The sequence below is a fragment of the Streptomyces sp. NPDC034086 genome (genome assembly GCF_055575515.1).
The window spans coordinates 549217-575515 of sequence record NZ_JBVISM010000001.1 but is presented as its reverse complement, the minus strand read 5'-3'; the positions used below and the strand labels follow the sequence as shown (position 1 = coordinate 575515).

Here is a 26299-nt window from a genome sequence, read left to right as displayed (position 1 = left end):
CGTGCTCTCCGGAGTGGCCCCTGCGGGCGGCACACGGCCCTGCCGGCGCGTCGATGCCGGGCAGGTTCGTGGCGGCTGCGACGTGTCGCGGCCGCCCCAGCGGGCCGTGCGGGTGGGCCGAGGGAGGGGCCCACCCGCCTCTCCGTCTTCGCGGCTGCGGCCTGCCGTCAGTGAGAGGGCCGCTTGCCGTGGTAGCGCTGGGCCAGCCGGGCCAGAGCCACCGCGCCGAGCAGGAGGCCGAAGTCGCGCAGCGCGATGTCGTAGTAGCCGGGGATGGTCAGCAGGCTGACGATGATGCCGGCCAGCCATCCGGCGACCAGCCAGCCCCCGAAGCGCGGGACCAGGGCGACGACGAGACCGGCCACGATCTCGACGACGCCCACGGCGTACATGGCCGCCTGGGCGCTGCCCGGGACGATGTCGTCGATCCACGGCGCGAGGTAGACCGGCCAGTCCACGAGCAGGTTGGCGAACTTGTCCAGCCCGAACAGGATCGGTGCCACGGTGAATCCCGTGCGCAGGATGACGAACGCCTGGTAGCCGGGGTCGGCGAGAGCGGCCCGCCGGGGTGAGCCGGACGTGGCGGTGGTGGTGGGGGACGACATGACGACCCTCCTTCTAACGAGAACTCTTACTAGCAATAGAAGTACGCGAACCTTATTTAGTCAATGGCTGTGTGTTTTACACTGGTGTTCGTGGACGACCCGAAAGAAGCACCCGGCACCGACGCCTCCGATGTCTCCGCCGTCGCCGCGCTCGGCGAGCCGACCCGCAGGAGGCTCTACGACCACGTCGTACGCCAGCCGGGACCGGTCAGCCGCGACGAAGCCGCCGAAGCCCTCGGCCTCGCCCGGCCGACCGCGGCCTTCCACTTGGACCGCCTGGCCGAGGAGTCACTTCTCGACGTCATCTACGAGCGGCGCAGTGGACGCAGCGGCCCGGGAGCCGGCCGGCCGGCCAAGCTGTACAAGCGCTCCGGCAAGCAGGTCACCGTCAGCCTGCCGGAGCGGCACTACGAACTCGCCGGACGGCTCCTCGCCCAGGCCCTGGAGGAATCCGAGGCCACCGGCGAACCCGTGCGGACGGTCCTGCACCGCAGGGCACACGAGTGGGGCGGGCAGCTCGCCGGACAGAAGCGGGCCGGTGTCTTCGACCTGCTGGAACGCCACGGGTTCGAACCCCGACACGACGGCGAAGCCATCGTCCTGGGCAACTGCCCCTTCCACGCGCTCGCCCGCGACCACACACAGACCGTGTGCGGCATGAACCTCCACCTGCTGCGCGGCGTGCTCCAAGGACTCGGCGAAGAAGGGCTCCAGGCGTGCCTGGAACCCAGCCCCGGCCACTGCTGCGTGCGCCTGCAGCCCGCTTCCTCACGGCCCACAGGGGCGCGACACCCCTGAGAACGGCCACCACCTGCCGCCCGCACGGCGCCTTCGCCTCCCCACGAGGAGCACGTCAGGGACTTCGCCACAGCGGCCCCGGACACGGCAGTGGATGAAGCCGGCCTCTCCCCCAGCTTCGCCGCCGTACCCGCGCCCCTTCGACCTGACGGCCTTCCCCAACGACGAGGGCTACGACGAGCTGGTCCTGGCGCGCGGCATCCCCGTGCGATCGGTCTGTGAGCACCACATGCTGCCCGTCGTCGGCACCGCCCACGTCGGCTACCTGCCCGGCCACCGCATCCTCGGCCTTTCCAAACGCGCCCGTGTCGTCGAGCACTTCGCCTGCCGCCCACAGGTTCAGGAACGCCTGACCATGCAGGTCGCCGACTGGCTCCAGACTCAGCTGGAGCCCAAGGGCATCGGCGTCGTGATCGAGGCCGAACACACCTGCATGACCCTGCGCGCCGTCCAGGCCACCGGCTCCAGCCGTGGAGGAGTGTGCCGAGGAGGGTGGAGGTGAGGGTGCCGGCGTTCGCAGCGGTGATCCCCGGGGACGGGGATGACGGGCTCCTGAGCGTGTGGTCTCTCTGCGGTCGGCGAAAGGGGCCTCCCATGCCGGTCCGGTGTCCTGGTTCAGGCTTGGCCGGTTTCGAAGCGGCTGACCTTGCCGCCGGTGACGGTGAAGGTCCACCGGGTGCGCATGCTTCCCCAGGCGGAGTTGGTGTAGGTCGCGGTGAGGGTGCGCCCGTCGGCGGAGGCGCTCTCCACGTCCATGCGGCCGTTCGAGGAGAAGATCTCCTTCTCGGCCCAGGAGGACAGGTCGCGGTCGGTGCCGTCGTCGGACATCGTGGCGTCCGGGGTGAGGGTGGCGAAGAAGGCGTCCTTGTCGCCGTTGTTGACGGCGGCGACGAACGCGGCCACGGCAGGGTCGGTGAGCTGGGCGGTCATGGGGTTGCCTCCGCATGGATGGATCTGCCCGGGGCGCCGGCAGCCCGGCGGATGGCTGATGACGCGGCGCGCCCGCCGGGGGGGCCTGGTCAGCGCGTGGTGTAGCCGCCGTTGAGGAAGAGGGTCTGGCCGTTGGCCCACCAGCCGTCGGTCAGCAGGTGCCGCACCCACGGAACGATGTCCTCGATCTTGGTGAGGTCGCCGTTCATCGCGGAGGACTTGTGGTAGGCGACGGAGTCGTCGTCCTCCGCGGGGTAGAAGAACGAGGTGTCCATCGGTCCGGGAGCGATGTTGTTGACCGCGATGTTCCGGCCGAACAGTTCCTTCGACAGCGCGCGGGTGAAGTGCTCGACCGGGGCCTTGCTGCCCGCGTAGGAGGAGTACAGGCCGGTGTAGGCGGCGAGGAGGGACGTGACGACGGTGACGATCTTCCCGCCGTCCTCGATCCGGCGCGCCGCCTCCCGCATCACGAAGAACGCGGCCTTGGAGTTGACCGCGAACATGCGGTCGTACTCCTCCTCCGTGATCTCGGTCAGCGGCTTCTTCAGCACCATGCCCGCGGTGTTGATGCTGTAGTCCAGCTTCCCGAACGTGTTCAGGACCTCGTCGAAGACCCGCTCCACCTCGGCGACCTTCGTCAGGTCACCCTGGATCGCGAACGCCTTGCCCGGGCCGTTGTTGATCTGCGCAACGACATCCTCGGCCTTGGCCCGGGAGGAGTCGCTGTTGTAGTGCACCGCGACCAGGGCGCCCTCCGCGCCGAGGGTGGTGCTGATGAGCCCGCCGAGGTTGCGGGACGCGCCGCCGACGAAGGCGACCTTGCCGTTGAGCGTCTTGTCCGGGGTCCTGACCATGACGGCCTCCTGCGGTGTGCCGAACGGGGAAGGCACGGCCCCGGGGACACCGAGGGCCATGCCACGTGCCACATAGGATCACCGCAGCGAGGCGTGTGCATCTTGAACGATCCGATCAGCGGTGGAACAAACCGCTCACGACATCCCGCAGACCCCTCAGCGCCCGCCGTCGCCGTCCCGCAGCGTCTGCGGCGTGACACCCTCGTGGCGCCGCATCAACCGCGTCAGATGGCTCTGGTCGGCGAACCCCGCCTCCGCCGCGATCTCCGCGATCGGCCTGCGGGTCTGCATGAGTTCGCGCCGGGCATGTTCGAGGCGCTTCTGCATCACGTACTGGTGCGGGGACTGCCCGGTCGAGACCTTGAAGACACGGGTGAAGTGGGACTCGCTCACCCCCGCCACGGTGGCCAGATCCGCCAGCGTGACCCGCTGGGACAGATTGGCGCGGATGAAGTCCACCACCTGGGTCAGCCGACGGGGCGGCAGCCCACCCTCACGGACCGGCGTCACGCCGCCTTCGCCCGCGAGGCGCAGTATGACCGCCGCAGCGGCCTGCACCAGCGACTGCGCATACAGGGCGTCCGCCGGGCCGGGACCCGCGTACTGCGCCACCAGCCGCTCCAGCAGCATCTCCAGCAGCGGATCCGTGAAATGGAACTGCGGGACGATCTCGACGTGGCCCGTGGGCCCGCCCTCTGCCGCCAGCTTCTCCAGCCACACCGGATCGATGCCGAGCAGCAACAGCTCCACCTCGTCCTGCCAGCGGGGCCGCGACGCCCAGCCGGCCGGGTTGATCAGCGCCTGTCCGGCATGGAAACGCTCCCGGCGTGCCGTCCCGTCTGCCGACCAGCGCAGATTTGCCGACCGGCCGGTGTGGACCACGAGCACGTGCACCGGCGGGCCGACCGGCAACGGCACCACGTCCGAGACCCCCGCAGCCCGCTCCACCGCCCGCTCCACCACCGCATGGCCGAGATCGGACCCGCTGGTGGACAGGCAGCGCAGGTGAGGCTTGATGTGCGAGACGTTCACCCCACCAGTATCCGTCTACCGAGCAGTCGTCCAGGTCCAGCGGGCCGGCACGGCGAAGTGCGGTACCGGTAGGGGTCGAGGGTGTGCAGCAGGGCCAGGGCGTGGGTCCGTCTGGACGACCTCGTGCGCGAAGCCCCAGCCACCCGGATTCGCGCCGCCCGCGCCAACCTGCTTGCCCGCTTTCGGAGGCGGCGGCGCAGTGGCGGTCACCCCGGCCCTTCGCGCGAAGCGGCCTCCGTCAACAAAGTCAGCAGAGGTCAGCAATCATCCGGCCGAACTCGGGCACGGCCTGCAACGGATGAGGGGCGGCCGTCGTCGCCGAACGCTCTCGCGTCGCGTCGGGGGCCCCCTTTGCGAGACCGAGAACGGAGGACCGGGCACGAGCACCGCGCCCGGCCCGCATTCGCGTGGACCTGCCGGTCAACGCACCCTTCCCCGGGGCTTCAGGTGGGTCGGGGGGAGTTCCGGGGCCGGAAGCGGAGGGCCGTCGTAGCCCTTGACCTCGCCGTAGCGGGTGCCGTTCATCCAGTCTTCGCGGGCCTGCGCGATGTCCTCGTGGGAGCGGCCGATCCAGTTCCAGAACATCACGATCTCCTCTTCGAACGGCTCGCCGCCCAGCAGCATCAGGCCCGCGTCCGATGCCGCGCGCAGCGGGAGGTCCGTGCGGCCGCAGCCCAGGTAGAGCATCGAGCCGGGCAGGACCGGGACGCCGTCGACGTGGGCCTCGCCCGACATGGAGAGGACCGCGTACTCGAAGTCCGGGTCCAGGGGGAGGCGGGTCTCGGTGCCGGCCGTCAGGGCGAGGTCCGCGCCGACGATCGGGGTGTACGCGGTGCCCGGGGAGGCCGCCGAGTCCAGGGTGCCCAGGATCACCGTCGCGTCCAGGCCGGGGGCCGTGACCCGCGGGAGTTCCGCATGGTGTTCGAAGCGCGGGGCGACGTCGCGGTGGGCGTCGGGCAGGGCCACCCAGAGCTGGGCCCCGTGCAGGAAGCGGGCGTGGGGGCGCGGGCTCTCCTCGGAATGGCTGATGCCGTGGCCGGAGGTCATCAGGCCCAGCTCGCGCGGGCGGATGGTGGCGAGGCTGCCCGTGCTGTCACGGTGCAGGACCTCGCCCTCGTGCAGCCAGCTCACCGTCTGCAGCCCGCTGTGGGGGTGGGGCGGGACCTGCATGCCGGGTTCGTCGGCGATGTCGTCCGGGCCGTAGTGGTCGACGAAGCACCAGGCGCCCACCATGCGGCGGCCCAGGTTCGGCAGGAGTCTGCGGACCTCGGAGGATTCCCCGAGCCTGACCGTGCGCGGGCTGAGGAGCTCGCGCACCGGCTCGGCCACGACGAAGCCGCGGCCGCCGCAGGCGGAGAGAGCGGGCTGGCGATCGAGATTGCTCATGCCGCCCAACTTAGTCCTCGGGGGTGCGGTCCGGCGCCGCGCCTTCGCGGGATATGTCAGGGCGCGGGGTGCGGCCGGACGCGGGCCGGGGCCGTCTCGGCTAGCCTGGGTGCCATATGAACCGCCTGACCACGCCTTTCGGCTCCTACGAACTCACCCGCTTCCCCGCCGACCCCCGCGACCGGCTCCGCGCCTGGGACGCCGCCGACGAGTACCTGCTGCACCACCTCGACTCCGGTACCGGCGAGCGCGGACCGGTGGACCTGGCCGGCGCCGGGCAGATCACGGTCGTCGGCGACCGCTGGGGGGCGCTGACGACGGCCCTGGCCGCGTACCGCCCCGCGCAGATCACCGACTCCGCGCTGGCCCGCGCCGCGACCGAGGCGAACCTGGACCGGGCCGGGATCGGCACCTCCAAGTCCACGGTGACCCTGCTGACCACGCGGGACGCGCCGCCCGCGCGGATCGACGTGCTCCTCGTACGGGTCCCCAAGAGCCTGGCGCTGCTGGAGGACCAGCTGTACCGGCTGGCCCCGCACGTGCACGAGGGCACCGTGGTCGTGGGCACCGGCATGGTCAAGGAGGTCCACACCTCCACGCTGAACCTCTTCGAGAAGATCCTCGGCCCGACGCGGACCTCCCTCGCGGAGAAGAAGGCCCGGCTGATCTTCTGCACCCCCGACCCGGCGGTGCTGGCCGCGGACGGCGCCTCGCCGTGGCCGGTGACGTACGAGGTCGACAAGGACGGGGGCTCCGGGGCCGGGCTGACGGTGGTCAACCACGCCGGGATCTTCTGCGCGGACCGCCTGGACGTCGGCACCCGCTTCTTCCTCCAGAACATCCCGACCAACACCGACGGGGCGCGGGTCGTCGACCTCGGCTGCGGCAACGGTGTGGTCGGCACGGCCGTGCAGGTCGCCGACCCGGACGCGGAGGTGGTCTTCACCGACGAGTCGTACCAGGCGCTCGCCTCGGCCCGGGCCACGTACGAGGCCAACGTGCGCCCTGGCCGGCGGACGGCGGAGTTCCTCGTCGGCGACGGGGTGGCCATGCTGCCTCCCTCCTCCGTGGACCTGATCCTCAACAATCCGCCGTTCCACTCCCACCAGGCGACGACGGACGCGACGGCGCTGCGCATGTTCGCGCAGTCCCGCAAGGCGCTGCGCCCGGGCGGGGAGCTGTGGGTGGTCGCCAACCGGCACATGGGCTACCACACGCACCTGCGCCGCCTCTTCGGCAACAGTGAAGTCGTGGCGAGCGAACCGAAGTTCGTGGTGCTGCGGGCGGTCAAGCGCGAGGCGCGGCCCCGCCCCATGTGACCTGCCGGTACACCCGTCGGTAGGTCCTACACTCGGCCGCGTGAGCACCGAGGCGCAGACGGACGGCAGGACGCACGGCAGGGCGGACGACGGGACGGACGACGCCGGCGGGCAGCGGCGCTACCGCCGGGAGGACGTGGCCCGCGCGGCCGGGGTCAAGGTGCGCAACCTGCGCTACTACCAGGAGCGCGGGCTGCTCCCGCCGCCGCGCCGCGAGGGCCGGATCGCCTGGTACTCCGACGACCACCTGACCCGGCTGCGGCTGATCAGCGACCTGCTGGGCCGCGGGTACACGGTCAACGGCATCGGCGAGCTGCTGGCCGCGTGGGAGCAGGGCGGCGGGCTGTCCCAACTCCTCGGGCTGGAGCGGGAGATGACGCGCGGCTGGGTGCAGGAGGAGCCGGTGACCATGACCCGGGCGGAGCTGCGCGAGCTGTTCGGCCCGGGGGCGACGGCCGAGCACACCCGGCGGGCGGCGGAGCTGGGCTACGTACGCCTGGAGGGCGAACGGGTCACGTACCCGAACCGGCACCTGCTGGAGGCGACGGTGGCGCTGGTGCGGCAGGGGGTGCCGCTCGGGGAGATCCTGGACGCGGGGGATTTCGTACAGGTCCAGGCGGCGGCGCTGGCGGACCGGTTCGTGGCACTGTTCCGGCGGCACGTGATCGGCGCGGAGGGCCTGGGGCCACTTTCGGCCAGCCAGCTGGATCATGTCCGGGAGGCGGTGGCGGCGCTGCGGCCGGTGGCCGGTGAGGTGGTGGCCACGGAGTTCGCCCGGGCGATGGGGCGCCGGGTGGAGGCGGAGGTGGCCGAACTCCTGCGTACGGAGCAGTAGGAGTCGGCCTAAAGGATGCGCTCGCACAACCTTGCCAACCACCATTGGCACTCTTACATTCAACTCGTCGGTAACAAAGGTGCACAGCCGAGATAAGGACCATCTCATGGCAGACTCACCGAACTTATCCGCGACCGGGCCAGGCTCCCCCACCGAGGCCGGACCGCCCGGCGACGAACTCGTCAGACACGGCGGCCGGGTGCGCTGGCGCCGGTTCGTGCTCCTCACCGCACCCGCCGTCGCGGTCACCGCGGGCCTCGGCATCGCCCTCGCCGAGGGCGCCCTCGCCGCCTCCTTCGCGGTGTCGGGCCAGCAGTTCAAGGTGTCGGCGAAGAGCCTGGAGGGCGAGGGCTTCGCCCAGTACGGCAGTGTCGACGTCAACGCCCGCCAGGAGCTGATCCCGGTGGCGGTCACCGCCATCAGGGAGGCGAAGCTGCACCACCTCTGCCAGTCGGTGGTCACCACCCTCCCGGTCGTCGGGGACATCTCGCTGAACCTGACCGCCGGTCAGAAGTCCCCTGTCGAGGCCTCCAACCTGTTCGTGGACGCCACCCAGCTCGCCGGCGACGCGGAGTTCACGAACATCGAGATCGGGCGCGACGCCTCCACCCTCGACAAGGGCCCGGCCGAAGCCCAGGGCATGCAGGACCTGTTCGCCCAGCAGGCCGACAAGGTCAGCATCAGCAATCTCCAGCAGACGGCGTGGGCGACCAACGCCGGCACCTTCAAGCTCTCCGGGCTGAGCATGAACATCAGCAAGGGCAAGAAGGAATGCTTCTGAGCCGCTGGCGGCGGTGGCGGCGCGGCAGGCCCTTCTGGGGCGGCCTCTTCGCCGTGCTGGCCGGGGTGTGGATCAGCGTGCTGCCGCTGGCCCCGCTGAAGATCATGCTCCAGCAGGGGGTGGCGGGCATCCCGTCCGTCCTGATGGGCCTCGTCATGATCGTCCTCGGTCTCACCGCCTGGTTCTCCCCCGCACAGCGCACCCTCGCCGGGATCCTCACCACGCTCGTGGCCACCGCCGCGCTGGTCATGTCGAACCTCGGCGGGTTCCTGATCGGCACCCTGCTCGGCATCCTCGGCGGCGGGCTGATGTTCGCCTGGCAGCCGTACGCCGCCCCGCGCGCCGGGGGCTCCGCCGCCCCCGCCCGGCCCTCCCCCGCCGGGAAGTCCCCCACTCCGCACCCCGATCCCCAAGGAGCACAGCCATGAGCCGAACGCGCACCGCGCTCGCCCTCGGAATGGCCGCCGCCGCCGCACTGACAGCGGCCTCCGCCACCGCCACCGCCACCGCCTCGCCGTTACCGGCGGCCGGGTCGACGACCGTCACCCCGGCCGGGCACGCCTTCAAGGCGACCCTCAGCGGGAAGGCCACCCTCAAGGCCGGTTCCGTAACGGTGACCTGCACGGTCTCCGTCGCCGCCGGCTCCGTGCCGGCGGCCCCCGGCAACCAGAACCCGGCGGGCCCGGTCTCCTCACCCATCTCGCCGCCGACCTACAGCTCCTGTACGTCCAGCATGCCGGGCGTGACCCCGACCGTGACGACCAGCGGGTCCTGGTCGGTGTCCATGCAGAACGGCTCCCCGATCACCGCGACCATGACGGTGCCGGCCGGCGGGCTGGTCGTGCAGACCACCGGCCTGGCCAACTGCACCGTCGTCACCGCGCCCGGCGGCCCGGCGAACGTCCCCGGCAGCTGGACGAACGGCGCCCCGTCGAGCCTGACGTTCGCCAACGCGGTGGTCCCCGTCACCGTCACCGGCGGCTTCGGCTGCCCGACCAGCGCGACCACGTCCACCTTCAACGCGGTCTACAAGGTCACCGACACCACCGACCCGGCCCAGCAGATCACCGTCACCCCCTGAGGCTAGGCACCCACGGCTCCGCGTCCCCGTTCCCCGGATCGGCAATCCCGGGGAACGGGGAAAACGCGTTGCGCGGCCCGGCAGCGGCGGGCAAAGCTCGGGGCATGTCACAGAACACCGCTCAGCACAGCACCCGACACGGCGACGGTGCAGGGGAGTCCGCCGACGGCCGGAGCCGGCGAGGGGTCGCCGACCTCTTCTCCGGCGGGCGCCTCGTCGCCATCCCGCGCAAGGCGGCCCGGCGCGAGCAGCTGCTGGAGCACCTGGCCGAGACCCTCTTCGCGGCCGGCCGGGACTACTCGGAGCCCGAGGTCAACGACGCGCTGCGGACCGTGCACGAGGACTGCTCCGCCCTGCGCCGCTACCTGATCACCTCGGGCCGGCTCACCCGGACCCGGGACGGCAGCAGCTACCGCCGGGTGACGACCACCCGGTAGTGGGTGGTCAGCCGTCCGTCGTCGCCCAGCACGTGGAAGGCGACGGCCGGCGGCTCGTCCAGGTGCACGTGGTGGTCGGGGGCCGTCCGCGTCTCCCACGGGAGCCGCAGGGTGGACACCACCCCGGGCGCCACGAGCAGCGGCCGGCCCGCGAAGGTGGTCGCCGCCGCCGTGTGCGCGTGCCCGCACAGGAAAGCGCGCAGGTGGGGATGGCGTACGGCCAGCGCCTCCAGACGCTCCTCGCCGAACTGCCGGATCCCGTCCACGTACGGGGTGTGCAGCGGGACCGGCGGGTGGTGGAAGGCGACGAGGACGGGCACCTCGTGCGGGGTCCGCGTCAGGATGCCGTCGAGCCAGTCGAGGGTGGAGTCCTCCAGCCGGCCGTGGTCCTCCCCCGGGACCGAGGAGTCGCACACCGCCAGGACGAAACCCTCCCCGCGCAGCACCTGGTCGACCGGGGCCGCGGAGGGCTCCTCCTCGTCCAGCAGCACCCGCCGGAAGGCGAGGCGCTCGTCGTGGTTGCCGGGGCAGATCACCAGCGGGTGCCGCGAGATGAGCAGCTTGCGGGCCTCCTCGTACTCGGCCGGGGCCCCGTGATCGGTGATGTCCCCGCTGACCAGGACCGCCGCCAGGTCGTACGGGAGGCCGTCCAGGTACTCCATCACGGCGCGGGTGCGTTCGGCGGCCCGGGGACCGCCGTCGAGGTGGACGTCGCTGAGCTGCGCTATCACGATCACGGGCGGTGGCTCCTTCGTCGCTGGTGCGGACCGGGAATCGGTGACGGTCAGTCACGATCAGCTGGTCCGGGGTGTGTTCAACCTATCCGACGTGATCTTCGGCGGCCGCGGCCGGTCCGTGGCCGGCAGGGCCCGCGGCGCCCCGGTTGCGGAAGGACGGGGGATGGGGTTCGTTCGAAGGGAGGCCCGGAACGGACGGGGTGAGCACTGTGATCTTCACCGACCGTGCGGACGCGGGACGGCGTCTCGCGGACGCGTTGCTCCACCTGCGGGGCGAGGACCCCGTCGTACTCGGCCTGCCGCGCGGCGGGGTGCCCGTGGCCTTCGAGGTGGCACGGGCCCTGGGCGCCGCCCTCGACGTGATCGTGGTCCGCAAGCTCGGCGTCCCCCACCACCCGGAGCTGGGCTTCGGCGCCATCGGCGAGGGCGGGGTACGGATCGTCAACGAGGACATCGCGCGCCGCAGCCGCGCGTCGGAACGGGAACTGGCCGGCGTCGAACGCGCCGAGGAGGCCGAGCTGGAGCGGCGCGCCCACCGGTTCCGCGAGGGCCGGGCGCGCGTGCCGCTCGGCGGCCGGACGGTGATCGTGGTCGACGACGGGATCGCGACGGGCGCGACGGCCGCCGCCGCCTGCGAGATCGCCCGCGCGTCGGGGGCGGCGCGGGTCGTGCTGGCCGTTCCCGTGGCGCCCGTGGACGCGGTCGCCCGGCTGCGTGGGGCGGCGGACGAGGTGGTGTGCCTGTCGTCGCCGCCCGCGTTCCGCGCGGTCGGCGAGTGGTACCGGGACTTCTCGCAGACCCCGGACGAGGAGGTGGTCGCCGTACTCGCCGAGGCGGCGGCCGCCCGGCGCGGGTCCGGCCGGGGAGGCGCGCGGGGGCCCGCGGCCCCGCCGGGATCGGGATGATCGCGGCGGCACTGCCGTGAGGCGGGCGGAGCCGCCGAGCTCGGCGGCTCCGGGGAGCGTCAGCCCCCCCTCGCCCCTCTCGCCCTCCGGGCGACGGCCGCATGAGCCCGGGACGGGGCGTACGGGCCAGGGGCGGGCGCGGGTATCGGGCGGGCCGTCGCCGCCTTCGCCCGCCGGGGACCGGGTCGCCGGGCACGCATCCGCCCGGCACTCCGGCGCCGAGGAGGTCCCGGGCCCTGCTCCACGGGAGGGGCCACACCCTCGTCGGCCGGGACCACGGCGAGCCGGCCCGCGCGGAGCCCCCTGGCCGCCGGGGGCGCTCGGCGGGGTGGCCGTCCCGGCCACCGTCCCGGCCAACGGCGCCGCGGCGACGGTCGGGCACCCGCTGCCCTCCCCCTCGTACGCGGACCGGCAGGAGGCCGGGCGGCGCACGGCCGCGGTGAACCCGTCCGGCGCCGCCGCCCTCTCCGGCCGGCCGGACGGCGCGGAGGGCGAGCGGGTCCGCGGGCAGAGGCCCTGCGGCCGGGTGGCGGACCGCGGGAACGCTCCGTACCCGCGCGGGTCACCCCCGGTAGGCCTCCAGGAGCCGCAGCCAGACCTCGCTGATGGTGGGGAAGGCGGGGACCGCGTGCCACAGCCGGTCGAGCGGGACCTCCCCCGCGACGGCGATCGTCGCCGCGTGCAGCAGTTCGGCGGCGCCGGGGCCCACGAAGGTGGCTCCCAGCAGCACCTGCCGGTCGAGGTCGACGACGATCCGGGCCCGGCCCCGGTAGCCGTCGGCGTACAGCCCGGCGCCGGAGACCTTTCCCAGGTCCTGGTCCACGGCGCGGACCCGGTGGCCGGCCCGCTCCGCCTCGGCGAGGGTGAGGCCGACCGCGGCCGCCTCGGGGTCGGTGAAGACGGCCTGCGGCAGGGCCGCCGTGTCGGCGGTGGCGGCGTGCGCGCCCCAGGGGCCGGTGTCGGGGGCGGGCGCGCCGGGCCCGGCCGCCCGGGCGGCGAGGGCGGCTCCCGCGATGCGGGCCTGGTACTTGCCCTGGTGGGTGAGCAGCGCGCGGTGGTTCACGTCGCCGACGGCGTACAGCCAGTCGTGGCCGGTGACGCGGCAGCTCTCGTCGACCCGGATCCAGTCGCCGGGCGTCAGCCCGACGGTGTCCAGCCCGATGTCCTCGGTCCGGGGCGCGCGGCCGGTCGCCATCAGCAGTTCGTCGCCCTCGAGCAGTTCGCCGCCCTCCAGGACCACCGTGACGGGGCCGGTCGGGCCGTCCCGTACGACCGCCTCCACCGACACCCCGGTACGGACCTCCGCGCCCGCCCCGGCCAGCGCCTCGGCGACCAGCTGGCCCGCGAAGGGCTCCATCCGGGGCAGCAGCCCGGAGCCCCGTACGAGGACGGTGACCCGGGAGCCGAGTGCCTGCCAGGCGGTGGCCATCTCGGCGGCCACGACGGAGCCACCGACGATCAGCAGCCGGCCGGGCACCTCCCGGGCGGAGGTCGCCTCGCGGCTGGTCCACGCCCCGGCTCCGGCGAGGCCGGGCACGTCGGGGAGCACGGCCCGGCTGCCGGTCGCGACGACCACCGCGTGCCGGGCCGCGAGCACGTGGTGCACCCCCTCGGGGCTGGTGACGGCGACCTTGCGGATGCCGTAGAGGCGGCCGTGGCCCCGGTAGAGGTGGGCCCCGATGGAGTCGAGCCAGTCGAGCTGGCCCTCGTCGTTCCAGTGGCCCGTCCAGTAGTCGCGGTGCGCGAAGACCGCTTCGGTGTCGAGCGGCCCCCGGACGGAGGGGGCGAGCCCCGGCACCCGGCGGGCGTCGGCGCGGGCGAGGGCGGGGCGCAGCAGGGCCTTGCTGGGGATGCACGCCCAGTACGAGCACTCCCCGCCGACGAGCTCGCTCTCCACCAGGGCCGTGCTCAGCCCGGCGGCGCGGGTCCGGTCGACGATGTTCTCGCCGGCCGGGCCCCCGCCGAGCACCACGACGTCGTACTCCACGGCTTCGGTCATGCGGTCCAGTGTCACCGCAGTGCCGGGGCGGCGTGCGGCAATCCCGGGCCTGCGGCGTGCCGGGGCCCCCGGTTACGCCGCGGGCCCCTCCTTCGGCCGGGAGGCGGCGATCTGGGCCCGGACCTCGTCCATGTCGAGGGCGCGGGCCTGGCCGATGAGATCGCTGAGGGCGGCCTCCGGGAGGGCTCCGGGCTGCGCGAAGACCGCCACCTGGTCCCGGACGATCATCAGCGTCGGGATCGAGGTGATCTGGAAGGCGGCGGCCAGCTCCTGCTGGGCCTCGGTGTCCACCTTGGCGAAGAGGAGGTCGGGGTTGGCCTCGGCGGCCTTCTCGTAGACAGGGGCGAACTGGAGGCAGGGGCGGCACCAGCCCGCCCAGAAGTCGATCAGCACGAACGGGTTCTCGCTGACCGTCTCGTCGAAGTTCTCCTTGGTGAGCTCGACAGTAGCCACGGTGTCCAGACCTCCTGTGTGCGGGATGTCCTCAAGGAACGAACGTGCGCCCTTCCGCATTCCTGGCGGGCGGGACGGGCAGGGCCGGGCAGGGCCGGCCAGCCGCCTGGCCCCCTGCCGGATCCCGTCAGAAGGGGTGGCCGGGCGGGGTGGGGCGGGCCGTGGTCCAGCGCAGTTCGGTGAAGGCGTCCAGGTTCGCCTCCCCGCCGAACCGGGCTCCCGTACCCGAGGCGCCGACCCCGCCGAAGGGGGCCACCGCCTCGTCGTTCACGGTCTGGTCGTTGATGTGCGCGATCCCGGTCGGTATGCGCCGCGCCAGGTCCAGGCCGTGCGCCGCGTCGGCCGTGACGATGCCCAGGGAGAGCCCGTACGGGCCCGCCGAGGCCAGCTCCACCGCCTCCTCCTCCGTCGAGAAGGAGCGTACGGGCGCCACGGGCCCGAAGACCTCCTCGGCGTAGGCGGGGGTGTCGTCGGCCACGCCCGCCAGCACGGTCGGCCGGTAGAAGAGGTCCTGGTGCGTGCCGCCGGCGAGCAGCTTGGCGCCCTGCCCGACGCTGGCCTCGACCAGGCCGTGGACCCGCTCCAGCTGGGTCCGGTCGATCAGCGGGCCCAGGTGGACGGGCTCGCGGAAGGGGTCACCGACGGCGAGGGCCTCGGCACGGGCCGCGAGCCGCTCCACGTACTCGTCGTACAGCGAGGTGTGGACGAGGTGGCGGCCGGCGGTCATGCATATCTGGCCCTGGTGGAAGAAGGAGCCCCAGGAGGCCTGTGCGACGGCGGCCTCGACGTCGGCGTCGGCCAGTACGACGAGGGCCGAGTTGCCGCCCAACTCGAGGTGTGCGCGCTTGAGGTGACGGCCCGCCAGCTCGCCGACGGCCCGGCCGGCGGCGGTGGACCCGGTGAAGGAGATCACGCGCACGAGCGGATCGGCGACCACCGCGGCACCCGTCCCGGCCCCGCCGGGCAGTACGTGCAGCAGCCCGGCCGGCAGTCCGGCCTCCGCGAGGACGGCGGCCAGGGCCAGGCCGCCGCTGACGGCGGTGCGGCGGTCCGGCTTGAGGAGGACCGCGTTGCCGAGCGCGAGGGCGGGGGCGACGGAGCGGATGGAGAGGATCAGCGGGGCGTTGAACGGGGCGATGACGCCGACCACCCCGGCCGGGACGCGGCGGGTGAAGGAGAGGCGCGGCGCCTCGCTCTGCAGCACCTGGCCGGCCGGGCGCGAGGCCAGCGCGGCGGCCTCGTAGCACTCCTGGGCGGCGACGTGCAGTTCGAAGTCCGCCTTGCCCGGCAGGGAGCCCGACTCCCGGACCAGCCACTCGCGCAGCTCGTCGGCGTGGGCCGCGAACAGGTCCCCGGCACGGCGCAGTACGGCCGCCCGCTCCAGGTGGGTCGCCCGCTCCCAGTCCCGCTGCGCGGCCCGGGCCCGCAGGGCTGCCTCGGCGACGTCGGCGGGGGCGGCGAGGCCGAGGGTGGCGAGGGTTCGGCCGGTCGCCGGTTCGACGACCGGGCCGGTACCGCCGGTGAGTGTGGGTCCGTCCTGCCAGAGGGTCGGGTCGAGCAGCGGCATGGCGCGGGGCCTCCGGGTGGGGATGGGCGGGCGGGGCGGTGGGCGGCAGCAGGCGCCATCGTGCCAGACCGGAGGCAGCATCTCTGTTCAGTTATTGGGCAGTTGAGGGCACCACCTGACCGGAAATGATCGACAGGCTCTCCCGGCCCGGGGGCTCAGCGCTCCAGGACGAGGGCGATGCCCTGGCCCACGCCGATGCACAGCGCCGCCATCCCGGTGCCCGAACCGGCCGCAGCCAGCTGGTGCGCCACCGAACCCGCCAGCCGGGCACCCGAAGCACCGAGGGGGTGGCCGATGGCGATGGCGCCGCCACGCGGGTTGACCACCGCCGGGTCCAGCTCCGGCCAGGCGGCGAGGCAGCCCAGCGCCTGGGCGGCGAAGGCCTCGTTGAGCTCGAACGCCGTCAGGTCCGGGAGGGAACGGCCCGCCTTGGCGAGGGCCCGCTCCACGGCGTCGACCGGGCCGAGGCCGAAGAGCTGCGGCTCGATGCCGGTGACGGCGGAGGCGCTGATCCGGGCCAGCGGCTCGCGGCCCGTGGCCGCCAGGCCGTCCTCGTCGGTGAGCAGCAGGGCCGCGGCGCCGTCGTTGAGGGGGGAGGCGTTGGCGGCGGTGACGGTGCCCGTACCGTCCGTCCGGAAGGCCGGCTTGAGGCGGGCGAGGGCCTCGGGGGTGGAGCCCTCGCGGATGCACTCGTCGCGGGGGAGGTCCGCGCCGGGGTAGGGGACGACCTCGTCGCCGTACAGCCCGCCGGCCCAGGCGGCCGCGGCCTTGCGGTGGCTTTCCAGGGCGAAGGCGTCCTGGGCCTCGCGGGTGATGCCGTGCTTCTCGGCGACGAGTTCGGCGCCCTCACCGAGGGAGGCGGTCCACTCGGCGGGCATCCGGGGATTGGTCATCCGCCAGCCGAGGGTGGTGGACCACATCTGCTGGTGTCCGGCGGGGAACGCGCGCTCGGGCTTCTCCACCACCCAGGGGGCGCGGGACATCGACTCGACACCGCCGGCGATGGCGATGGAGGCGTCACCGAGGGCGATGGCCCGGGCCGCCTGGATCACGGCTTCGAGGCCGGAGCCGCACAGGCGGTTGACGGTCACCCCGGGGACCGTCACCGGCAGGCCGGCCAGCAGCACCGCCATGCGGGCGACGTCACGGTTGTCCTCGCCGGCCCCGTTGGCGTCACCGAAGACGACGTCGTCGATGCGGGCGGGGTCGAGTTCGGGAGTACGGTCCACCAGCGCGCGCACGACGTGCGCCGCGAGGTCGTCGGGGCGGACCCCGGCCAGGGCTCCGCCGAACTTGCCGATCGGGGTGCGGACGGCGTCGACGACGTAGACGTCGCGGACGGTGCGGATGCTCATGGCGGCTCTCCTGGGCGGCTCCGTACGGTCGGCGGCGGGCCGGTGCCGGAGTGGGCACCGGGACACGCCCCCGGGCACGCCCGGTGGGGCGCGCCCGCAGTCTCCGCCGCGGCGTCGGTGCGTGTCAACGGTGGACGGGGTGGCCCTCGCCCTGGCCGGGCGGGGTGCGGGCGCCCTCGTGGGGCGGGGCAGGCGGGTCAGGCCGCGGCCGGCCTCGTCGGCGCCCGGGCCGGGGCCGGGGCCGCGGTGCGGGGCACGTCCGGGACGTGCGCCGCACCGGGCGGCGACGACGGACACGCGGACACGGGGACATGGACGACGCGGTGCGCGCGTACCGAGCTGCGCCGGTGACGGGTGCCCCGCCGTGACGGGAGGCACCGGCGCCCCGGGCAGGACCTCACGACCGCCGGCCCGGCGCCGGCCGGCGGCGTCCGCCCGGCAGCGGGCCGCGCTGCCGCGGGCGCACCGCCTCCGGCCGGCGGCGGGTGCCAGGGCGGCCTCAGAGGAGGATCGTGCTCGCCGTCACCACCGTGATCGCGGCCATGGCCGCCTGGGTGTCGCGAATGGCGGCGCGCACGCTCTCGGCCGCCCACTGGCCTTCGGCTATCTCCGCCGTCCGCGCGGCCACCGGCTTGCGCGGGGCGTCGGGGAAGGCCAGGCCGTGCAGCTTGGTGGAGTGGATCAGGGCGATGAGGCCGGCCGTGCGGGTGTCGGGCTCGGCGCCGTCCAGCACGACGGCGCGGAGCCGGTCGCGTACCTCGCGCTCGACCGTCCCGTCGGCCTCCGGGTAGCGGCGCACCGGGAACACCCCGAGCACCTTCCGCTTCTCCTCCGCGACCACCCCGCGCTCGCAGAGGCGCGCCACCGCCGCCGCGACGGCCTTGGGCTGGTCCTTCGTCAGCCATTCCGACACACGGTGCCTGGCGCGCTGCCGCAGCCAGGTCCCGATCAGTTCCGTACGGCTGTCCAGCAGCGGCTCCCCGGTCGGGGCGCCGTCCGTCAGCTCGAGGTGCTTGCCGGCGACCGAGACCTTTCCCGCCAGGACCAGTTCGAGCAGCAGCCCGCCCGCCACGGCCCAGCCGGCCGACTGCCGCTGCTGCGCCGAGCCGGACTCGTCGTCCAGGGACAGCAGAACGACTTCCTCCGCCAGCGTGATCGCCATTCCGCCGCTCCCGCACACCCAGTGATCGTCTTCTCATGGAAGGAGACGCCCCGCGGGCGGGAGGAGTTCCCCGGTTCCCGGCGCCCGCGCGGCAGTTGGCGGCGGCTCGCCCACCCCCGCGTACCGCACCGCCCGGGCCTGGAGGCTCCGCGGCCCCGGACCGGTGCGGCGGCCGCCACCCCTCCCCCGGACGCGGTGAGGGCCCGTGGTCTGCGGGAACCACTAACCTCGCCCGCATGACGGCACTTTCGCAGCACGGCAGCGGCCACCTCGAGCAGCCCGGCCGGGGCGGCCTCACCGCCACCGCCGAGGCCGACCCGCGCGCCATCGGCCCGGTCCGGACGGAGTACGCCCCCGACCCGGACGGGGACCCCGACCCGGGTGAGATCGTGTGGACCTGGGTGCCCTTCGAGGAGAACGACGGGCGGGGCAAGGACCGCCCGGTGCTGGTGGTCGCGCGGGAGGAGGGCGGGGCGACACTGCTCGCGGTCCAGCTCAGCAGCAAGCGGCACGACTTCGACCGCGAGTGGGTGCCGATCGGCTCCGGACCCTGGGACGGCGCCGGGCGGGAGTCCTGGGTGGACCTGGACCGGGTGCTGCGGGTGCACGAGTCGGGGATGCGGCGCGAGGCGTGCGCGCTGGACCTGCCGCGCTTCCGCCTGGTGGTGGACCGCCTGCGCGACCGGTACGGCTGGCAGTAGCGCCCGCCCGGCGGTGTGCGCCGGCCGGCGCCACCAGGCCGGCGAGGCCGGCGCGGCGGCGCGTACGGCTCCGCGTCGCCCGGACGGGTCAGCCCGCCCGCGCCTCGCCGAAGGACCGGACACCGGCGCCCCCGTCGGGCCGTCGCGGCTCAGCAGCCGGCGAAGGCCGCGGCGAAGGCCTCACGGGTGCGGGGGTCCCGGTCCAGGACGCCGAACACCACCCGCTCGAAGGCGCCCGCGAAGCGGCCGGTCAACGCCGCCCGGAAGACCTCCGCCACCTGCTCCGGATCGTTCCGGAACACCCCGCACCCCCACGCGCCCAGCACCAGCCGCCGGTACCCGTGCAGCGCTGCCACCTCCAGGACCAGTCCGGCCCGCCGGGCCAGGGCCGCCGGGATCTCATGGGCGCGCTCCGGCTCCTGGCGGCGGATGGTGCCCGCGTTCGGGGCCGGGGAGGTGAGGAATCCGGCGCGGAACGGGGTGTCGAGCAGTTCGCCCCGGTCGTCGCGGAAGACCGGCACCCCGGGGGAGTGAATCACCCGGTCGGTGTAGATGGTGCTCTTTCCCGCGCGGTGGACCTCGTAGTACTCCGGGGCCTCCAGCAGGGTCTCGTAGAGGGCCGAGGCGCGGCACAGGGCCTCCTCCTGGGCCTTGGCCCCCCTGACGTATCCACCCCCGGGATTGCGGGCCGAGGCGAAGTTCAGGACGGCCACGCGGCCCTCCGCCGCGAGGCGGCGCGCCGCGACCGTGCTGCTCTCCCCCGTGACCTCGAAGACCGTCGGGTGGCCGCCCCCAACGGACTCCTCGCCTGGGATGACCTGTTTCGGCCCATATATTCTGGTTCCGGCCTTGGCTTCCGCCAGGTCGGCGGCGAGGGAGACCGGCCGCCCCGACCGCGTCCGGTACTCCCCGGACGCCACGATCAACGCGTTCTCCCGCGCGATCTCACGCAATCTGCCGCTCACGCCCCCATCGTGGGGCGCAGGGCCCGGGGCGGCAAAGGAATTAGCGCTCCGATGACGGGTAGGCACGGGTGACATCACGGCCGACGACAGGAGACGAGGTTCCGGCCATGCCCGAGGACTCCCCCGCTCCATTCGCCCAGAACACCGAGCAGAACCCCCTGACCGAGGCGGCCGCCGAGGACCTCGTCCACGGCATCTGCTTCAAGACCGGCCCGCCCCGCCTCCTCGGCGCCGAGCTGGAATGGCTCGTCGTGGACACCGAGCGCCCCTGGCTGCCGCTGACTCCCGAGAGGCTGACCGCCGCCCACGCGGCCGCCGGCGCGCTGCCCCTCACCTCCCGGCTCACCGTCGAACCGGGCGGCCAGCTGGAGCTCAGCTCGGCCCCCGCCGGCTCCCTCACCGCCTGCCTGGACGGCCTGCGGGCCGACCTCACCGCCGTGCGCGGCGCCCTGCGCGGCCAGGGCCTCGCCCTCCGCGGCCTCGGCCAGGACCCCCGGGGGCCGCTCGAGCGCCTGCTGACCAGCCCGCGCTACGACGCGATGGAGACCTACTTCGACCGCACCGGCCCCGCCGGGCGCGCCATGATGCGCTCCTCCGCCTCCGTGCAGGTCTGCGTGGACGCCGGCCACGAGGAACCGGGTCCGCTCGGGTACGGCCGCCGCTGGCGGCTCGCCCACCTGCTGGGCGCCGTGCTGGTGGCCGTGTTCGCCAACTCCCCCGGCCGCGAGGGCCCGTACCGGGGCTGGCGGTGCGCCCGGCAGGGGATCTGGAGCGACATCGACCCGCGGCGGGCACTCGCCCCGCCCCTGGACGCCGAGCCCCGCGCCGGCTGGGTCCGGCACGCGCTGGACACCGAGGTGATGTGCGTGCGGTCGCCGGGCGACGGCCCCTGGACGGTGCCGAGCGGGCTGCGCTTCCGCGACTGGATCCGTACGGACGGCGGGCGGCGGCCCACCGCCGAGGACCTGGAGTACCACCTCAGCACCCTCTTCCCGCCGGTCCGGCCGCGCGGCCACCTGGAGCTGCGGATGATCGACGCCCAGCCGGGCGAGAACGGCTGGCTGGTCCCGGTGGCGCTGGTACACGCGCTCTTCGACGACCCGGAGGCCTCGGAGACCGCCTACCGGGCGGTGAAGGCGCTGGCCGACGCCTACGGGCCGCGGTGCGCGCCGCGCAATCCCCTGTGGCGGACCGCCGCCCGGTCGGGGCCGGCCGATCCGCAGCTGCGTACGGCCGCGCTCGTCTGCTTCCGGGCGGCGGTCGAGGCACTGCCGAGGCTCGGGGCGGACACGGAGGTCCGGGACGCGGTGGGGGAGTTCGCGGAGCGCTACGTACGGCGCGGCCGCTGCCCCGCCGACGACGCCGAAGCCGGCCCCGGAAGCGGGGCCGGAACCAGAACCGGAGCCGTAGCCGGGGCCGGATCCGGCCACGCCGATGTCACCGCCCGCGCCGGGGAACACCGGCGACGGCCGCCCGCCGCGAAGGGACCGCGCCCGTGACCACCGAGACCCGACCCGAGATCCACCCGGAACGGCTGCGCGAGCGCGCCGTGACCGCCCTGACCGCCGCCCGGGCCCGTACCGCCGCGCTGACCGACGTGGTGAGCGACCGGGACCTGACGGCGCAGCATTCCCCCCTGATGTCGCCCCTGGTCTGGGACCTGGCGCACATCGGGAACCAGGAGGAGCTGTGGCTGCTGCGCCACGTGGCCGGCCGCGAGTCCATGCACCCCGAGATCGACTCCCTGTACGACGCTTTCGAACACCCCCGCTCCGAGCGGCCGAAGCTGCCCCTGCTGGGCCCCGAGGCGGCCCGGCGGTACGCGGCCGAGGTGCGCGGCCGCGTCTTCGCCCTGCTGGAGCGCACTCCGCTGGAGGGTACGGCCCTGCTCGACGAGGGGTTCGTCTTCGGGATGATCGCCCAGCACGAACAGCAGCACGACGAGACGATGCTGATCACCCACCAGCTGCGGGCCGGTGCCCCGGTACTGACCGCGCCGGACCCGGAGCCGCCGCAAGGGCCGCCGCCGCCGGCGGCGGAAGTGCTCGTTCCCGGCGGCCCCTTCACCATGGGCACCTCCGCCGAGCCCTGGGCACTGGACAACGAACGGCCCGCGCACGTCCGGGAGGTGGCCTCCTTCTGGATCGACACGGTGCCCGTGACCAACGCCGCCTACCAGGCCTTCATCGCGGACGGCGGCTACCGGGAGCGCCGCTGGTGGGCCGCCGAGGGGTGGGAGCAGATCCGTGCGCACGACATCGGGGCGCCCCTGTTCTGGCACCGCGAGGGCGGCCAGTGGCTGCGCCGCCGCTTCGGGGTGACCGAGCCGGTACCCGATGAAGAACCGGTTCTGCACGTGAGCTGGTACGAGGCGGACGCGTACGCCCGCTGGGCCGGCCGCAGGCTGCCCAGCGAGGCGGAGTGGGAGAAGGCCGCCCGGCACGACCCGGCCACCGGCCGCTCCCGCCGCTACCCCTGGGGCGACGCCGACCCGACTCCCGCGCACGCCAACCTGGGCCAGCGCCACCTGCGCCCCGCCCCGGCGGGCGGCTACCCGGCCGGGGCCTCCCCGCTCGGGGTGCGGCAGCTGATCGGCGACGTGTGGGAGTGGACGGCCTCGGACTTCCTGCCCTACCCGGGATTCCGCGCCTTCCCCTACCGGGAGTACTCGGAGGTGTTCTTCGGTCCGGCGCACAAGGTGCTGCGCGGCGGCTCCTTCGCCGTGGACCCGGTGGCCTGCCGGGGCACCTTCCGCAACTGGGACCTGCCCGTGCGCCGGCAGATCTTCTCCGGCTTCCGCACCGCGAGGGACGTCTGATGTGCCGCCACCTCGCCTACCTCGGCCCCCCGGTGGCCCTGGAGCGACTGCTGAGCGAGCCGGAGCACTCCCTGGTCCGCCAGTCCTGGCAGCCGCGCCGCCAGCGGTCCGGCACGGTCAACGCGGACGGCTTCGGCGTCGGCTGGTACGCCGAGGGCGATCCGGTCCCGGCCCGCTACCGCCGGGCCGGGCCCGTCTGGAGCGACCTGACCTTCGCCGACCTCACCCGCGTCGTGCGCAGCGGTGCGTTCCTGGCCGCCGTACGCGACGCCACGCTCCCGGGGGCGGACGGGGAGGCCGCCGCGGCCCCCTTCGCGTCGGGGCCGTGGCTGTTCAGCCACAACGGTGCGGTGCGGGACTGGCCCGACGCGGCGGCCGCGCTCGCCGCCGGCCTGCCGCCGCGGGACCTGCTCCAGCTGGCGGCGCGCACCGATTCGGCGCTGGTCTGGGCGCTGGTGCTGCACCGGCTGCGGCAGGGCGACGACATGGGCACGGCCCTGGCGGAGCCGGTCCGCGAACTGTCCTCGGCGGCTCCCGGCTCGCGGCTGAACCTGCTGCTGACCGACGGCACGACCATCGCCGCGACGGCCTGGGGCGACTCCCTGTGGTACCTGGCCGACCCGGCCGCGGGGCGCGTGGTCGTGGCGTCCGAGCCCCATGACGACGACGCCCGCTGGAGCGAGGTGCCCGACCGCACCCTGCTGACCGCCACCCGCACGCGGGTCGCCCTGACCCCCCTCAAGGAGACCTCTCCGTGAACGATTTCCGGATCACCCGCACCCTCGACGAGCACGCCGCCGACAAGGCGCTGCGCGCCGACGTGCTGAACGGCCTGACCCGCTCCCCGAAGGAGCTGCCGCCGAAGTGGTTCTACGACGCCCGGGGCAGTGAACTCTTCGAGGAGATCACCCGGTTGCCCGAGTACTACCCGACCCGCGCCGAGCGGGAGATCCTGCTGGAGCGGGCGGTGGAGATCGCGGCGGTGAGCGGTGCGCGCACCCTGGTGGAGCTGGGCTCGGGCTCCTCGGAGAAGACCCGGCACCTGATCGAGGTGATGCCCGCGCTGCGGACGTACGTGCCGGTGGACGTGAGCGAGAGCGCGCTGACCGGCGCCGGCGAGCTGCTGCCGGCGCAGCATCCGGGGCTGGAGGTGCACGCGCTGCTGGCCGACTTCACGCAGCCCCTGCACCTGCCGGACTCCCCGGGGCCCCGGCTGGTGGTGTTCCTGGGCGGCACGATCGGCAATCTGCTGCCGCCGGAGCGGGCGGCGTTCCTGGAGTCCGTACGGGCGATGCTCTCGCCCGGTGACGCGCTGCTGCTGGGCACCGATCTGGTGAAGGACGAGGCCGTGCTCGTGGCCGCGTACGACGACGCGCGGGGCGTGACGGCGGAGTTCAACAAGAACGTCCTGGCGGTGATCGACCGGGAGCTGGGGGCGGACTTCCACACCGCCGATTTCGACCACGTGGCGGTGTGGAACCGGCAGCACGAGTGGATCGAGATGCGGCTGCGGGCCCGGCGGGCGGTCACGGTCAAGGTGCGGGCCCTGGACCTGCTGGTGCCGTTCGAGGCGGGCGAGGACATCCTGACGGAGATCTCCGCGAAGTTCCGTCAGGACGGCGTGCGCAAGGAACTGGCCGGCGCCGGGCTGGAGATGACGCACTGGTGGACGGACGCGGCGGGCCGCTTCGCGCTGTCCCTGTCGGTGGCCGGGGGCTGATCCGGCGCCCTGCCGGGCCGCCGCCGGACGGGTACGCCCGCCGGCGGCGGCACCTCCCGCGCGGCGTCGCCGAGGACGGCCCGCCGGGCCGCCTCCGCCAGGTCCCGCCGGCCGGCGTGGCGCCCCGGCGGGATGCGGGGCAGCAGCCGCACCTCGGCCCGTATCCCGCGCGCCCGGGCGATCCGCCACAGGGAGGCCGTCAGCGGGTCCTCCCCCACGAAGGCGGGCGCCCCGGCGGGCTCCCCGTCCGCCAGCCGGTACGCGATCCGCACCGGCTGTACGGGGACCCGCGCGTCCAGCGCCGACTGGAACGCGGCCCGCCTAAAGGGACCCTGGGCGCGGCCGCACCAGGTGGAGCCCTCGGGGAAGACGGTGACCCGGTCCCCCGCCCGCAGCGCCCCGGCCAGGGCCTCGACGGTACGGGGAAGCGCCCGGATCCGGTCGCGTTCGATGAACAGGGTGCCCGCCCGGGCGGCGAGCCGGCCCAGCACCGGCCAGCCGCCGATCTCGCTCTTGGCCAGCATCCGGCCGGGCAGGACGGCGGCGACGAGCGGGACGTCCAGCCAGGAGATGTGGTTGGCGACGATCAGGCGGCCCTCCGGCGCCCCTTCCGGACCCGCGGTGCCGCGTACGGTGAGCCGTACGCCCATCGACCGCACCAGCGCGGCGGCCCAGGTCCGGATCAGGGCGCGCCGGGGCCCGGCGGGCAGGAGCCGGACCGGCGGTGCGGCGGTGACGGCGAGCAGGACCAGGGCGAGGGCGGTGGCGATCCGGAACGCCGCGCGGGCCGCGCTCGCGGTCTTCCCCGGGTGCCCGGCGCATGCCTGCGGGGTGCAGGGCGAGGTGGGCAGCCAGCCGCTCATGCGCCCGGCGTGAGGGAGAGGAAGTGGTTCAGGTAGCGCGGGTTGGTCCGGCGCAGGGAGAGCAGCACGTACAGGTCGGCGCAGCCGAACCCGGCGTCCAGGGCGGGCTCCCCGCAGACCCAGGCGCCGAGGCGGAGGTAGCCGCGCAGCAGGGGCGGCAGTTCCGTGCGCCCGGGGACGGCGATGCCCTCGGGGCTCCACGGCAGGTGCGGGGTGACGCGGTACTCCTGCGGGGCGAGGTTGCGGGCGAGGACGGCCTCTCGGGTGGCGGCGGCCAGCACCCCGCCGTCGGCGAGCGGGATCGAGCAGCAGCCGGCGAGCCAGTTGTGGCCGGTGCGCTCCATGTAGCGGGCCAGTCCGGCCCAGATCAGGGCGATGACGGCGCCGTTGCGGTGATCGGGGTGCACGCAGGAGCGGCCGACCTCGACCAGGTCGGGGCGGATCGGGGCGAGGGCCGAGAGGTCGAACTCGCTCTCGGAATAGAGGCGTCCGGCGACGGCGGCGCGCTCCGGGGGCAGCAGCCGGTAGGTTCCGACGACCTGTCCGGTCTCCTCGTCGAGGACCAGGAGGTGGTCGCAGTACGCGTCGAAGGCGTCGGCGTCCAGGCCGGGCTCCGGGCCGTCGAGGCGGGCGCCGAACTCTCCGGCGAAGACCTGGTGGCGCAGCCGCTGGACGGCCCGGACCTCGTCCTCGTTGCGGGCGAGGCGGACGGTGTAGCCGGGGGCGGCGGGGACGGCGGGGGCGGCTTCGGCCGGGGCCCGGTGTGCGTGGGGGGACGGGGACAGGGGGGCGATGGTCATGGCTGCTCCTGGTCCGGGCACGGGGAGCCGGGCCGCGGGTGGCGGGCCCGGCTCCTCTACTTCTTCCGTGACCGGCTGGATTCGGCGTGACCACACAGCGGCACCCGGATGTGCGGGGGCTGAACTCGGCGGGTGAGCCGGAGGACGACTCGGCGGCCGGGTCCCCGGCCCGGAGCCACGGCCGGATCCCGCGCCG

Annotated in this window: 26 protein-coding genes and 2 pseudogenes; 14 read left to right on the top strand and 14 right to left on the bottom strand. The window is 74.3% G+C overall.

Going from position 1 to position 26299, the window contains the following annotated elements:
* Positions 1 to 167 precede the first annotated feature (167 nt).
* Entirely contained in the window at positions 168 to 605 is a 438-nt protein-coding gene (locus ACZ514_RS02620; protein WP_469123895.1) for a hypothetical protein, read from the bottom strand.
* 84 nt (positions 606 to 689) lie between these two features.
* Here ACZ514_RS02620 and ACZ514_RS02615 point away from each other — a divergent pair, with 84 nt between their 5' ends.
* Together ACZ514_RS02615 and folE are read left to right on the top strand one after the other, a co-directional pair.
* Positions 690 to 1403, top strand: coding sequence for a helix-turn-helix transcriptional regulator (locus ACZ514_RS02615; protein ID WP_469124184.1), 714 nt, complete (start codon positions 690 to 692; stop codon positions 1401 to 1403).
* A gap of 130 nt (positions 1404 to 1533) precedes the next feature.
* A pseudogene (folE, locus tag ACZ514_RS02610) lies at positions 1534 to 1872 on the top strand (GTP cyclohydrolase I); the annotation flags it as partial.
* A gap of 146 nt (positions 1873 to 2018) precedes the next feature.
* Here folE and ACZ514_RS02605 read toward each other — a convergent pair.
* The 4 genes from ACZ514_RS02605 to ACZ514_RS02590 form a co-directional block, all read right to left on the bottom strand.
* Positions 2019 to 2333 carry a nuclear transport factor 2 family protein gene (locus ACZ514_RS02605; RefSeq protein ID WP_468162922.1) on the bottom strand — a complete coding sequence of 105 codons (315 nt, stop codon included), beginning with the start codon at positions 2331 to 2333 and terminating at the stop codon, positions 2019 to 2021.
* A gap of 89 nt (positions 2334 to 2422) precedes the next feature.
* The gene (locus ACZ514_RS02600) at positions 2423 to 3187 is read right to left on the bottom strand and encodes an SDR family oxidoreductase (RefSeq protein ID WP_468162924.1); all 765 of its coding nucleotides are present in this window, start codon (positions 3185 to 3187) and stop codon (positions 2423 to 2425) included.
* Positions 3188 to 3343: 156 nt separating this feature from the next.
* On the bottom strand, positions 3344 to 4219 hold the full coding sequence (locus ACZ514_RS02595; protein WP_469123894.1) for a helix-turn-helix domain-containing protein: 876 nt from the start codon (positions 4217 to 4219) through the stop codon (positions 3344 to 3346).
* Positions 4220 to 4639: 420 nt separating this feature from the next.
* Positions 4640 to 5605, bottom strand: coding sequence for a pirin family protein (locus tag ACZ514_RS02590; protein ID WP_469123893.1), 966 nt, complete (start codon positions 5603 to 5605; stop codon positions 4640 to 4642).
* A 125-nt stretch (positions 5606 to 5730) separates the two neighbouring features.
* Between ACZ514_RS02590 and ACZ514_RS02585 the strand changes: the two genes are divergently transcribed.
* The 6 genes from ACZ514_RS02585 (at position 5731) to ACZ514_RS02560 (ending at position 10058) form a co-directional block, all read left to right on the top strand.
* Positions 5731 to 6924: a methyltransferase gene (locus tag ACZ514_RS02585; RefSeq protein WP_469124183.1), complete on the top strand. Its 1194-nt coding sequence runs from the start codon at positions 5731 to 5733 to the stop codon at positions 6922 to 6924.
* 40 nt (positions 6925 to 6964) lie between these two features.
* Positions 6965 to 7759 (top strand): MerR family transcriptional regulator, encoded by a 795-nt coding sequence (locus tag ACZ514_RS02580; protein WP_469123892.1) that lies wholly within the window; start codon positions 6965 to 6967, stop codon positions 7757 to 7759.
* Positions 7760 to 7865: 106 nt separating this feature from the next.
* Positions 7866 to 8540 (top strand): DUF6230 family protein, encoded by a 675-nt coding sequence (locus ACZ514_RS02575; protein ID WP_469123891.1) that lies wholly within the window; start codon positions 7866 to 7868, stop codon positions 8538 to 8540.
* Positions 8531 to 8968 (top strand): DUF6114 domain-containing protein, encoded by a 438-nt coding sequence (locus tag ACZ514_RS02570; RefSeq protein WP_468162934.1) that lies wholly within the window; start codon positions 8531 to 8533, stop codon positions 8966 to 8968. The genes ACZ514_RS02575 and ACZ514_RS02570 overlap by 10 nt, the downstream gene beginning before the upstream one ends.
* On the top strand, positions 8965 to 9621 hold the full coding sequence (locus ACZ514_RS02565) for a hypothetical protein (protein WP_469123890.1): 657 nt from the start codon (positions 8965 to 8967) through the stop codon (positions 9619 to 9621). Before ACZ514_RS02570 ends, ACZ514_RS02565 begins: the two co-directional genes overlap by 4 nt.
* A gap of 104 nt (positions 9622 to 9725) precedes the next feature.
* Positions 9726 to 10058, top strand: coding sequence for a DUF2087 domain-containing protein (locus tag ACZ514_RS02560; RefSeq protein ID WP_468162938.1), 333 nt, complete (start codon positions 9726 to 9728; stop codon positions 10056 to 10058).
* Here ACZ514_RS02560 and ACZ514_RS02555 read toward each other — a convergent pair.
* Complete coding sequence (locus ACZ514_RS02555) at positions 10031 to 10795, bottom strand: metallophosphoesterase (protein WP_469123889.1); 765 nt, start codon at positions 10793 to 10795, stop codon at positions 10031 to 10033. The genes ACZ514_RS02560 and ACZ514_RS02555 overlap by 28 nt on opposite strands.
* 209 nt (positions 10796 to 11004) lie before the next feature.
* Here ACZ514_RS02555 and ACZ514_RS02550 point away from each other — a divergent pair.
* Positions 11005 to 11637, top strand: a pseudogene (locus tag ACZ514_RS02550) (phosphoribosyltransferase); the annotation flags it as partial.
* Between the two features lie 625 nt (positions 11638 to 12262).
* On the opposite strand, the gene ACZ514_RS02545 reads toward ACZ514_RS02550, so the two are convergent.
* The 5 genes from ACZ514_RS02545 to ACZ514_RS02525 all read right to left on the bottom strand — a co-directional run bounded on the left by ACZ514_RS02545 (position 12263) and on the right by ACZ514_RS02525 (position 18236).
* Complete coding sequence (locus ACZ514_RS02545; protein WP_469123888.1) at positions 12263 to 13699, bottom strand: dihydrolipoyl dehydrogenase family protein; 1437 nt, start codon at positions 13697 to 13699, stop codon at positions 12263 to 12265.
* 72 nt (positions 13700 to 13771) lie between these two features.
* The gene (locus tag ACZ514_RS02540) at positions 13772 to 14152 is read right to left on the bottom strand and encodes a thioredoxin family protein (protein ID WP_468162944.1); all 381 of its coding nucleotides are present in this window, start codon (positions 14150 to 14152) and stop codon (positions 13772 to 13774) included.
* 127 nt (positions 14153 to 14279) lie between these two features.
* Complete coding sequence (locus tag ACZ514_RS02535) at positions 14280 to 15719, bottom strand: aldehyde dehydrogenase family protein (RefSeq protein WP_469123887.1); 1440 nt, start codon at positions 15717 to 15719, stop codon at positions 14280 to 14282.
* A gap of 155 nt (positions 15720 to 15874) precedes the next feature.
* Positions 15875 to 17074 (bottom strand): thiolase family protein, encoded by a 1200-nt coding sequence (locus ACZ514_RS02530; protein WP_468162949.1) that lies wholly within the window; start codon positions 17072 to 17074, stop codon positions 15875 to 15877.
* A 499-nt stretch (positions 17075 to 17573) separates the two neighbouring features.
* A complete protein-coding gene (locus ACZ514_RS02525) occupies positions 17574 to 18236 on the bottom strand; it encodes a GOLPH3/VPS74 family protein (protein WP_469123886.1) in 663 nt (220 codons plus the stop codon).
* A gap of 236 nt (positions 18237 to 18472) precedes the next feature.
* On the opposite strand from ACZ514_RS02525, the gene ACZ514_RS02520 reads away from it, so the two are divergent.
* A complete protein-coding gene (locus ACZ514_RS02520) occupies positions 18473 to 18937 on the top strand; it encodes a type II toxin-antitoxin system PemK/MazF family toxin (protein ID WP_469123885.1) in 465 nt (154 codons plus the stop codon).
* A 149-nt stretch (positions 18938 to 19086) separates the two neighbouring features.
* Here ACZ514_RS02520 and ACZ514_RS02515 read toward each other — a convergent pair whose 3' ends face one another.
* On the bottom strand, positions 19087 to 19902 hold the full coding sequence (locus ACZ514_RS02515; protein WP_469123884.1) for a TIGR02452 family protein: 816 nt from the start codon (positions 19900 to 19902) through the stop codon (positions 19087 to 19089).
* Positions 19903 to 20009: 107 nt separating this feature from the next.
* Here ACZ514_RS02515 and egtA point away from each other — a divergent pair, with 107 nt between their 5' ends.
* Genes egtA through egtD form a run of 4 tightly spaced genes read left to right on the top strand, consistent with a single transcriptional unit; the run spans position 20010 to position 24440 of the window.
* Positions 20010 to 21401: an ergothioneine biosynthesis glutamate--cysteine ligase EgtA gene (gene egtA / locus ACZ514_RS02510; RefSeq protein ID WP_469123883.1), complete on the top strand. Its 1392-nt coding sequence runs from the start codon at positions 20010 to 20012 to the stop codon at positions 21399 to 21401.
* Positions 21398 to 22720 carry an ergothioneine biosynthesis protein EgtB gene (egtB, locus tag ACZ514_RS02505; protein WP_469123882.1) on the top strand — a complete coding sequence of 441 codons (1323 nt, stop codon included), beginning with the start codon at positions 21398 to 21400 and terminating at the stop codon, positions 22718 to 22720. The genes egtA and egtB overlap by 4 nt, the downstream gene beginning before the upstream one ends.
* A complete protein-coding gene (egtC, locus tag ACZ514_RS02500) occupies positions 22720 to 23478 on the top strand; it encodes an ergothioneine biosynthesis protein EgtC (protein ID WP_468162962.1) in 759 nt (252 codons plus the stop codon). Before egtB ends, egtC begins: the two co-directional genes overlap by 1 nt.
* On the top strand, positions 23475 to 24440 hold the full coding sequence (gene egtD, locus ACZ514_RS02495) for an L-histidine N(alpha)-methyltransferase (RefSeq protein WP_468162964.1): 966 nt from the start codon (positions 23475 to 23477) through the stop codon (positions 24438 to 24440). Before egtC ends, egtD begins: the two co-directional genes overlap by 4 nt.
* Here the strand turns inward: egtD and ACZ514_RS02490 are convergent.
* Positions 24332 to 25303: a lysophospholipid acyltransferase family protein gene (locus ACZ514_RS02490; RefSeq protein ID WP_469123881.1), complete on the bottom strand. Its 972-nt coding sequence runs from the start codon at positions 25301 to 25303 to the stop codon at positions 24332 to 24334. The two genes, egtD and ACZ514_RS02490, sit on opposite strands and share 109 nt — an antisense overlap.
* A complete protein-coding gene (locus tag ACZ514_RS02485; protein WP_469123880.1) occupies positions 25300 to 26103 on the bottom strand; it encodes a GNAT family N-acetyltransferase in 804 nt (267 codons plus the stop codon). Before ACZ514_RS02485 ends, ACZ514_RS02490 begins: the two co-directional genes overlap by 4 nt.
* Between the last annotated feature and the right edge of the window lie 196 nt (positions 26104 to 26299).

Bases quoted from the DNA above. Each gene is read 5' to 3' on its own strand.
- ACZ514_RS02620 (WP_469123895.1), bottom strand. From the start codon at position 605: ATGTCGTCCCCCACCACCACCGCCACGTCCGGCTCACCCCGGCGGGCC.
- ACZ514_RS02605 (WP_468162922.1), bottom strand. From the start codon at position 2,333: ATGACCGCCCAGCTCACCGACCCTGCCGTGGCCGCGTTCGTCGCCGCC.
- ACZ514_RS02600 (WP_468162924.1), bottom strand. From the start codon at position 3,187: ATGGTCAGGACCCCGGACAAGACGCTCAACGGCAAGGTCGCCTTCGTC.
- ACZ514_RS02590 (WP_469123893.1), bottom strand. From the start codon at position 5,605: ATGAGCAATCTCGATCGCCAGCCCGCTCTCTCCGCCTGCGGCGGCCGC.
- ACZ514_RS02575 (WP_469123891.1), top strand. From the start codon at position 7,866: ATGGCAGACTCACCGAACTTATCCGCGACCGGGCCAGGCTCCCCCACC.
- ACZ514_RS02570 (WP_468162934.1), top strand. From the start codon at position 8,531: ATGCTTCTGAGCCGCTGGCGGCGGTGGCGGCGCGGCAGGCCCTTCTGG.
- ACZ514_RS02565 (WP_469123890.1), top strand. From the start codon at position 8,965: ATGAGCCGAACGCGCACCGCGCTCGCCCTCGGAATGGCCGCCGCCGCC.
- ACZ514_RS02560 (WP_468162938.1), top strand. From the start codon at position 9,726: ATGTCACAGAACACCGCTCAGCACAGCACCCGACACGGCGACGGTGCA.
- ACZ514_RS02545 (WP_469123888.1), bottom strand. From the start codon at position 13,699: ATGACCGAAGCCGTGGAGTACGACGTCGTGGTGCTCGGCGGGGGCCCG.
- ACZ514_RS02535 (WP_469123887.1), bottom strand. From the start codon at position 15,719: ATGCCGCTGCTCGACCCGACCCTCTGGCAGGACGGACCCACACTCACC.
- ACZ514_RS02530 (WP_468162949.1), bottom strand. From the start codon at position 17,074: ATGAGCATCCGCACCGTCCGCGACGTCTACGTCGTCGACGCCGTCCGC.
- ACZ514_RS02525 (WP_469123886.1), bottom strand. From the start codon at position 18,236: ATGGCGATCACGCTGGCGGAGGAAGTCGTTCTGCTGTCCCTGGACGAC.
- ACZ514_RS02520 (WP_469123885.1), top strand. From the start codon at position 18,473: ATGACGGCACTTTCGCAGCACGGCAGCGGCCACCTCGAGCAGCCCGGC.
- egtA (WP_469123883.1), top strand. From the start codon at position 20,010: ATGCCCGAGGACTCCCCCGCTCCATTCGCCCAGAACACCGAGCAGAAC.
- egtC (WP_468162962.1), top strand. From the start codon at position 22,720: ATGTGCCGCCACCTCGCCTACCTCGGCCCCCCGGTGGCCCTGGAGCGA.
- ACZ514_RS02490 (WP_469123881.1), bottom strand. From the start codon at position 25,303: ATGAGCGGCTGGCTGCCCACCTCGCCCTGCACCCCGCAGGCATGCGCC.
- ACZ514_RS02485 (WP_469123880.1), bottom strand. From the start codon at position 26,103: ATGACCATCGCCCCCCTGTCCCCGTCCCCCCACGCACACCGGGCCCCG.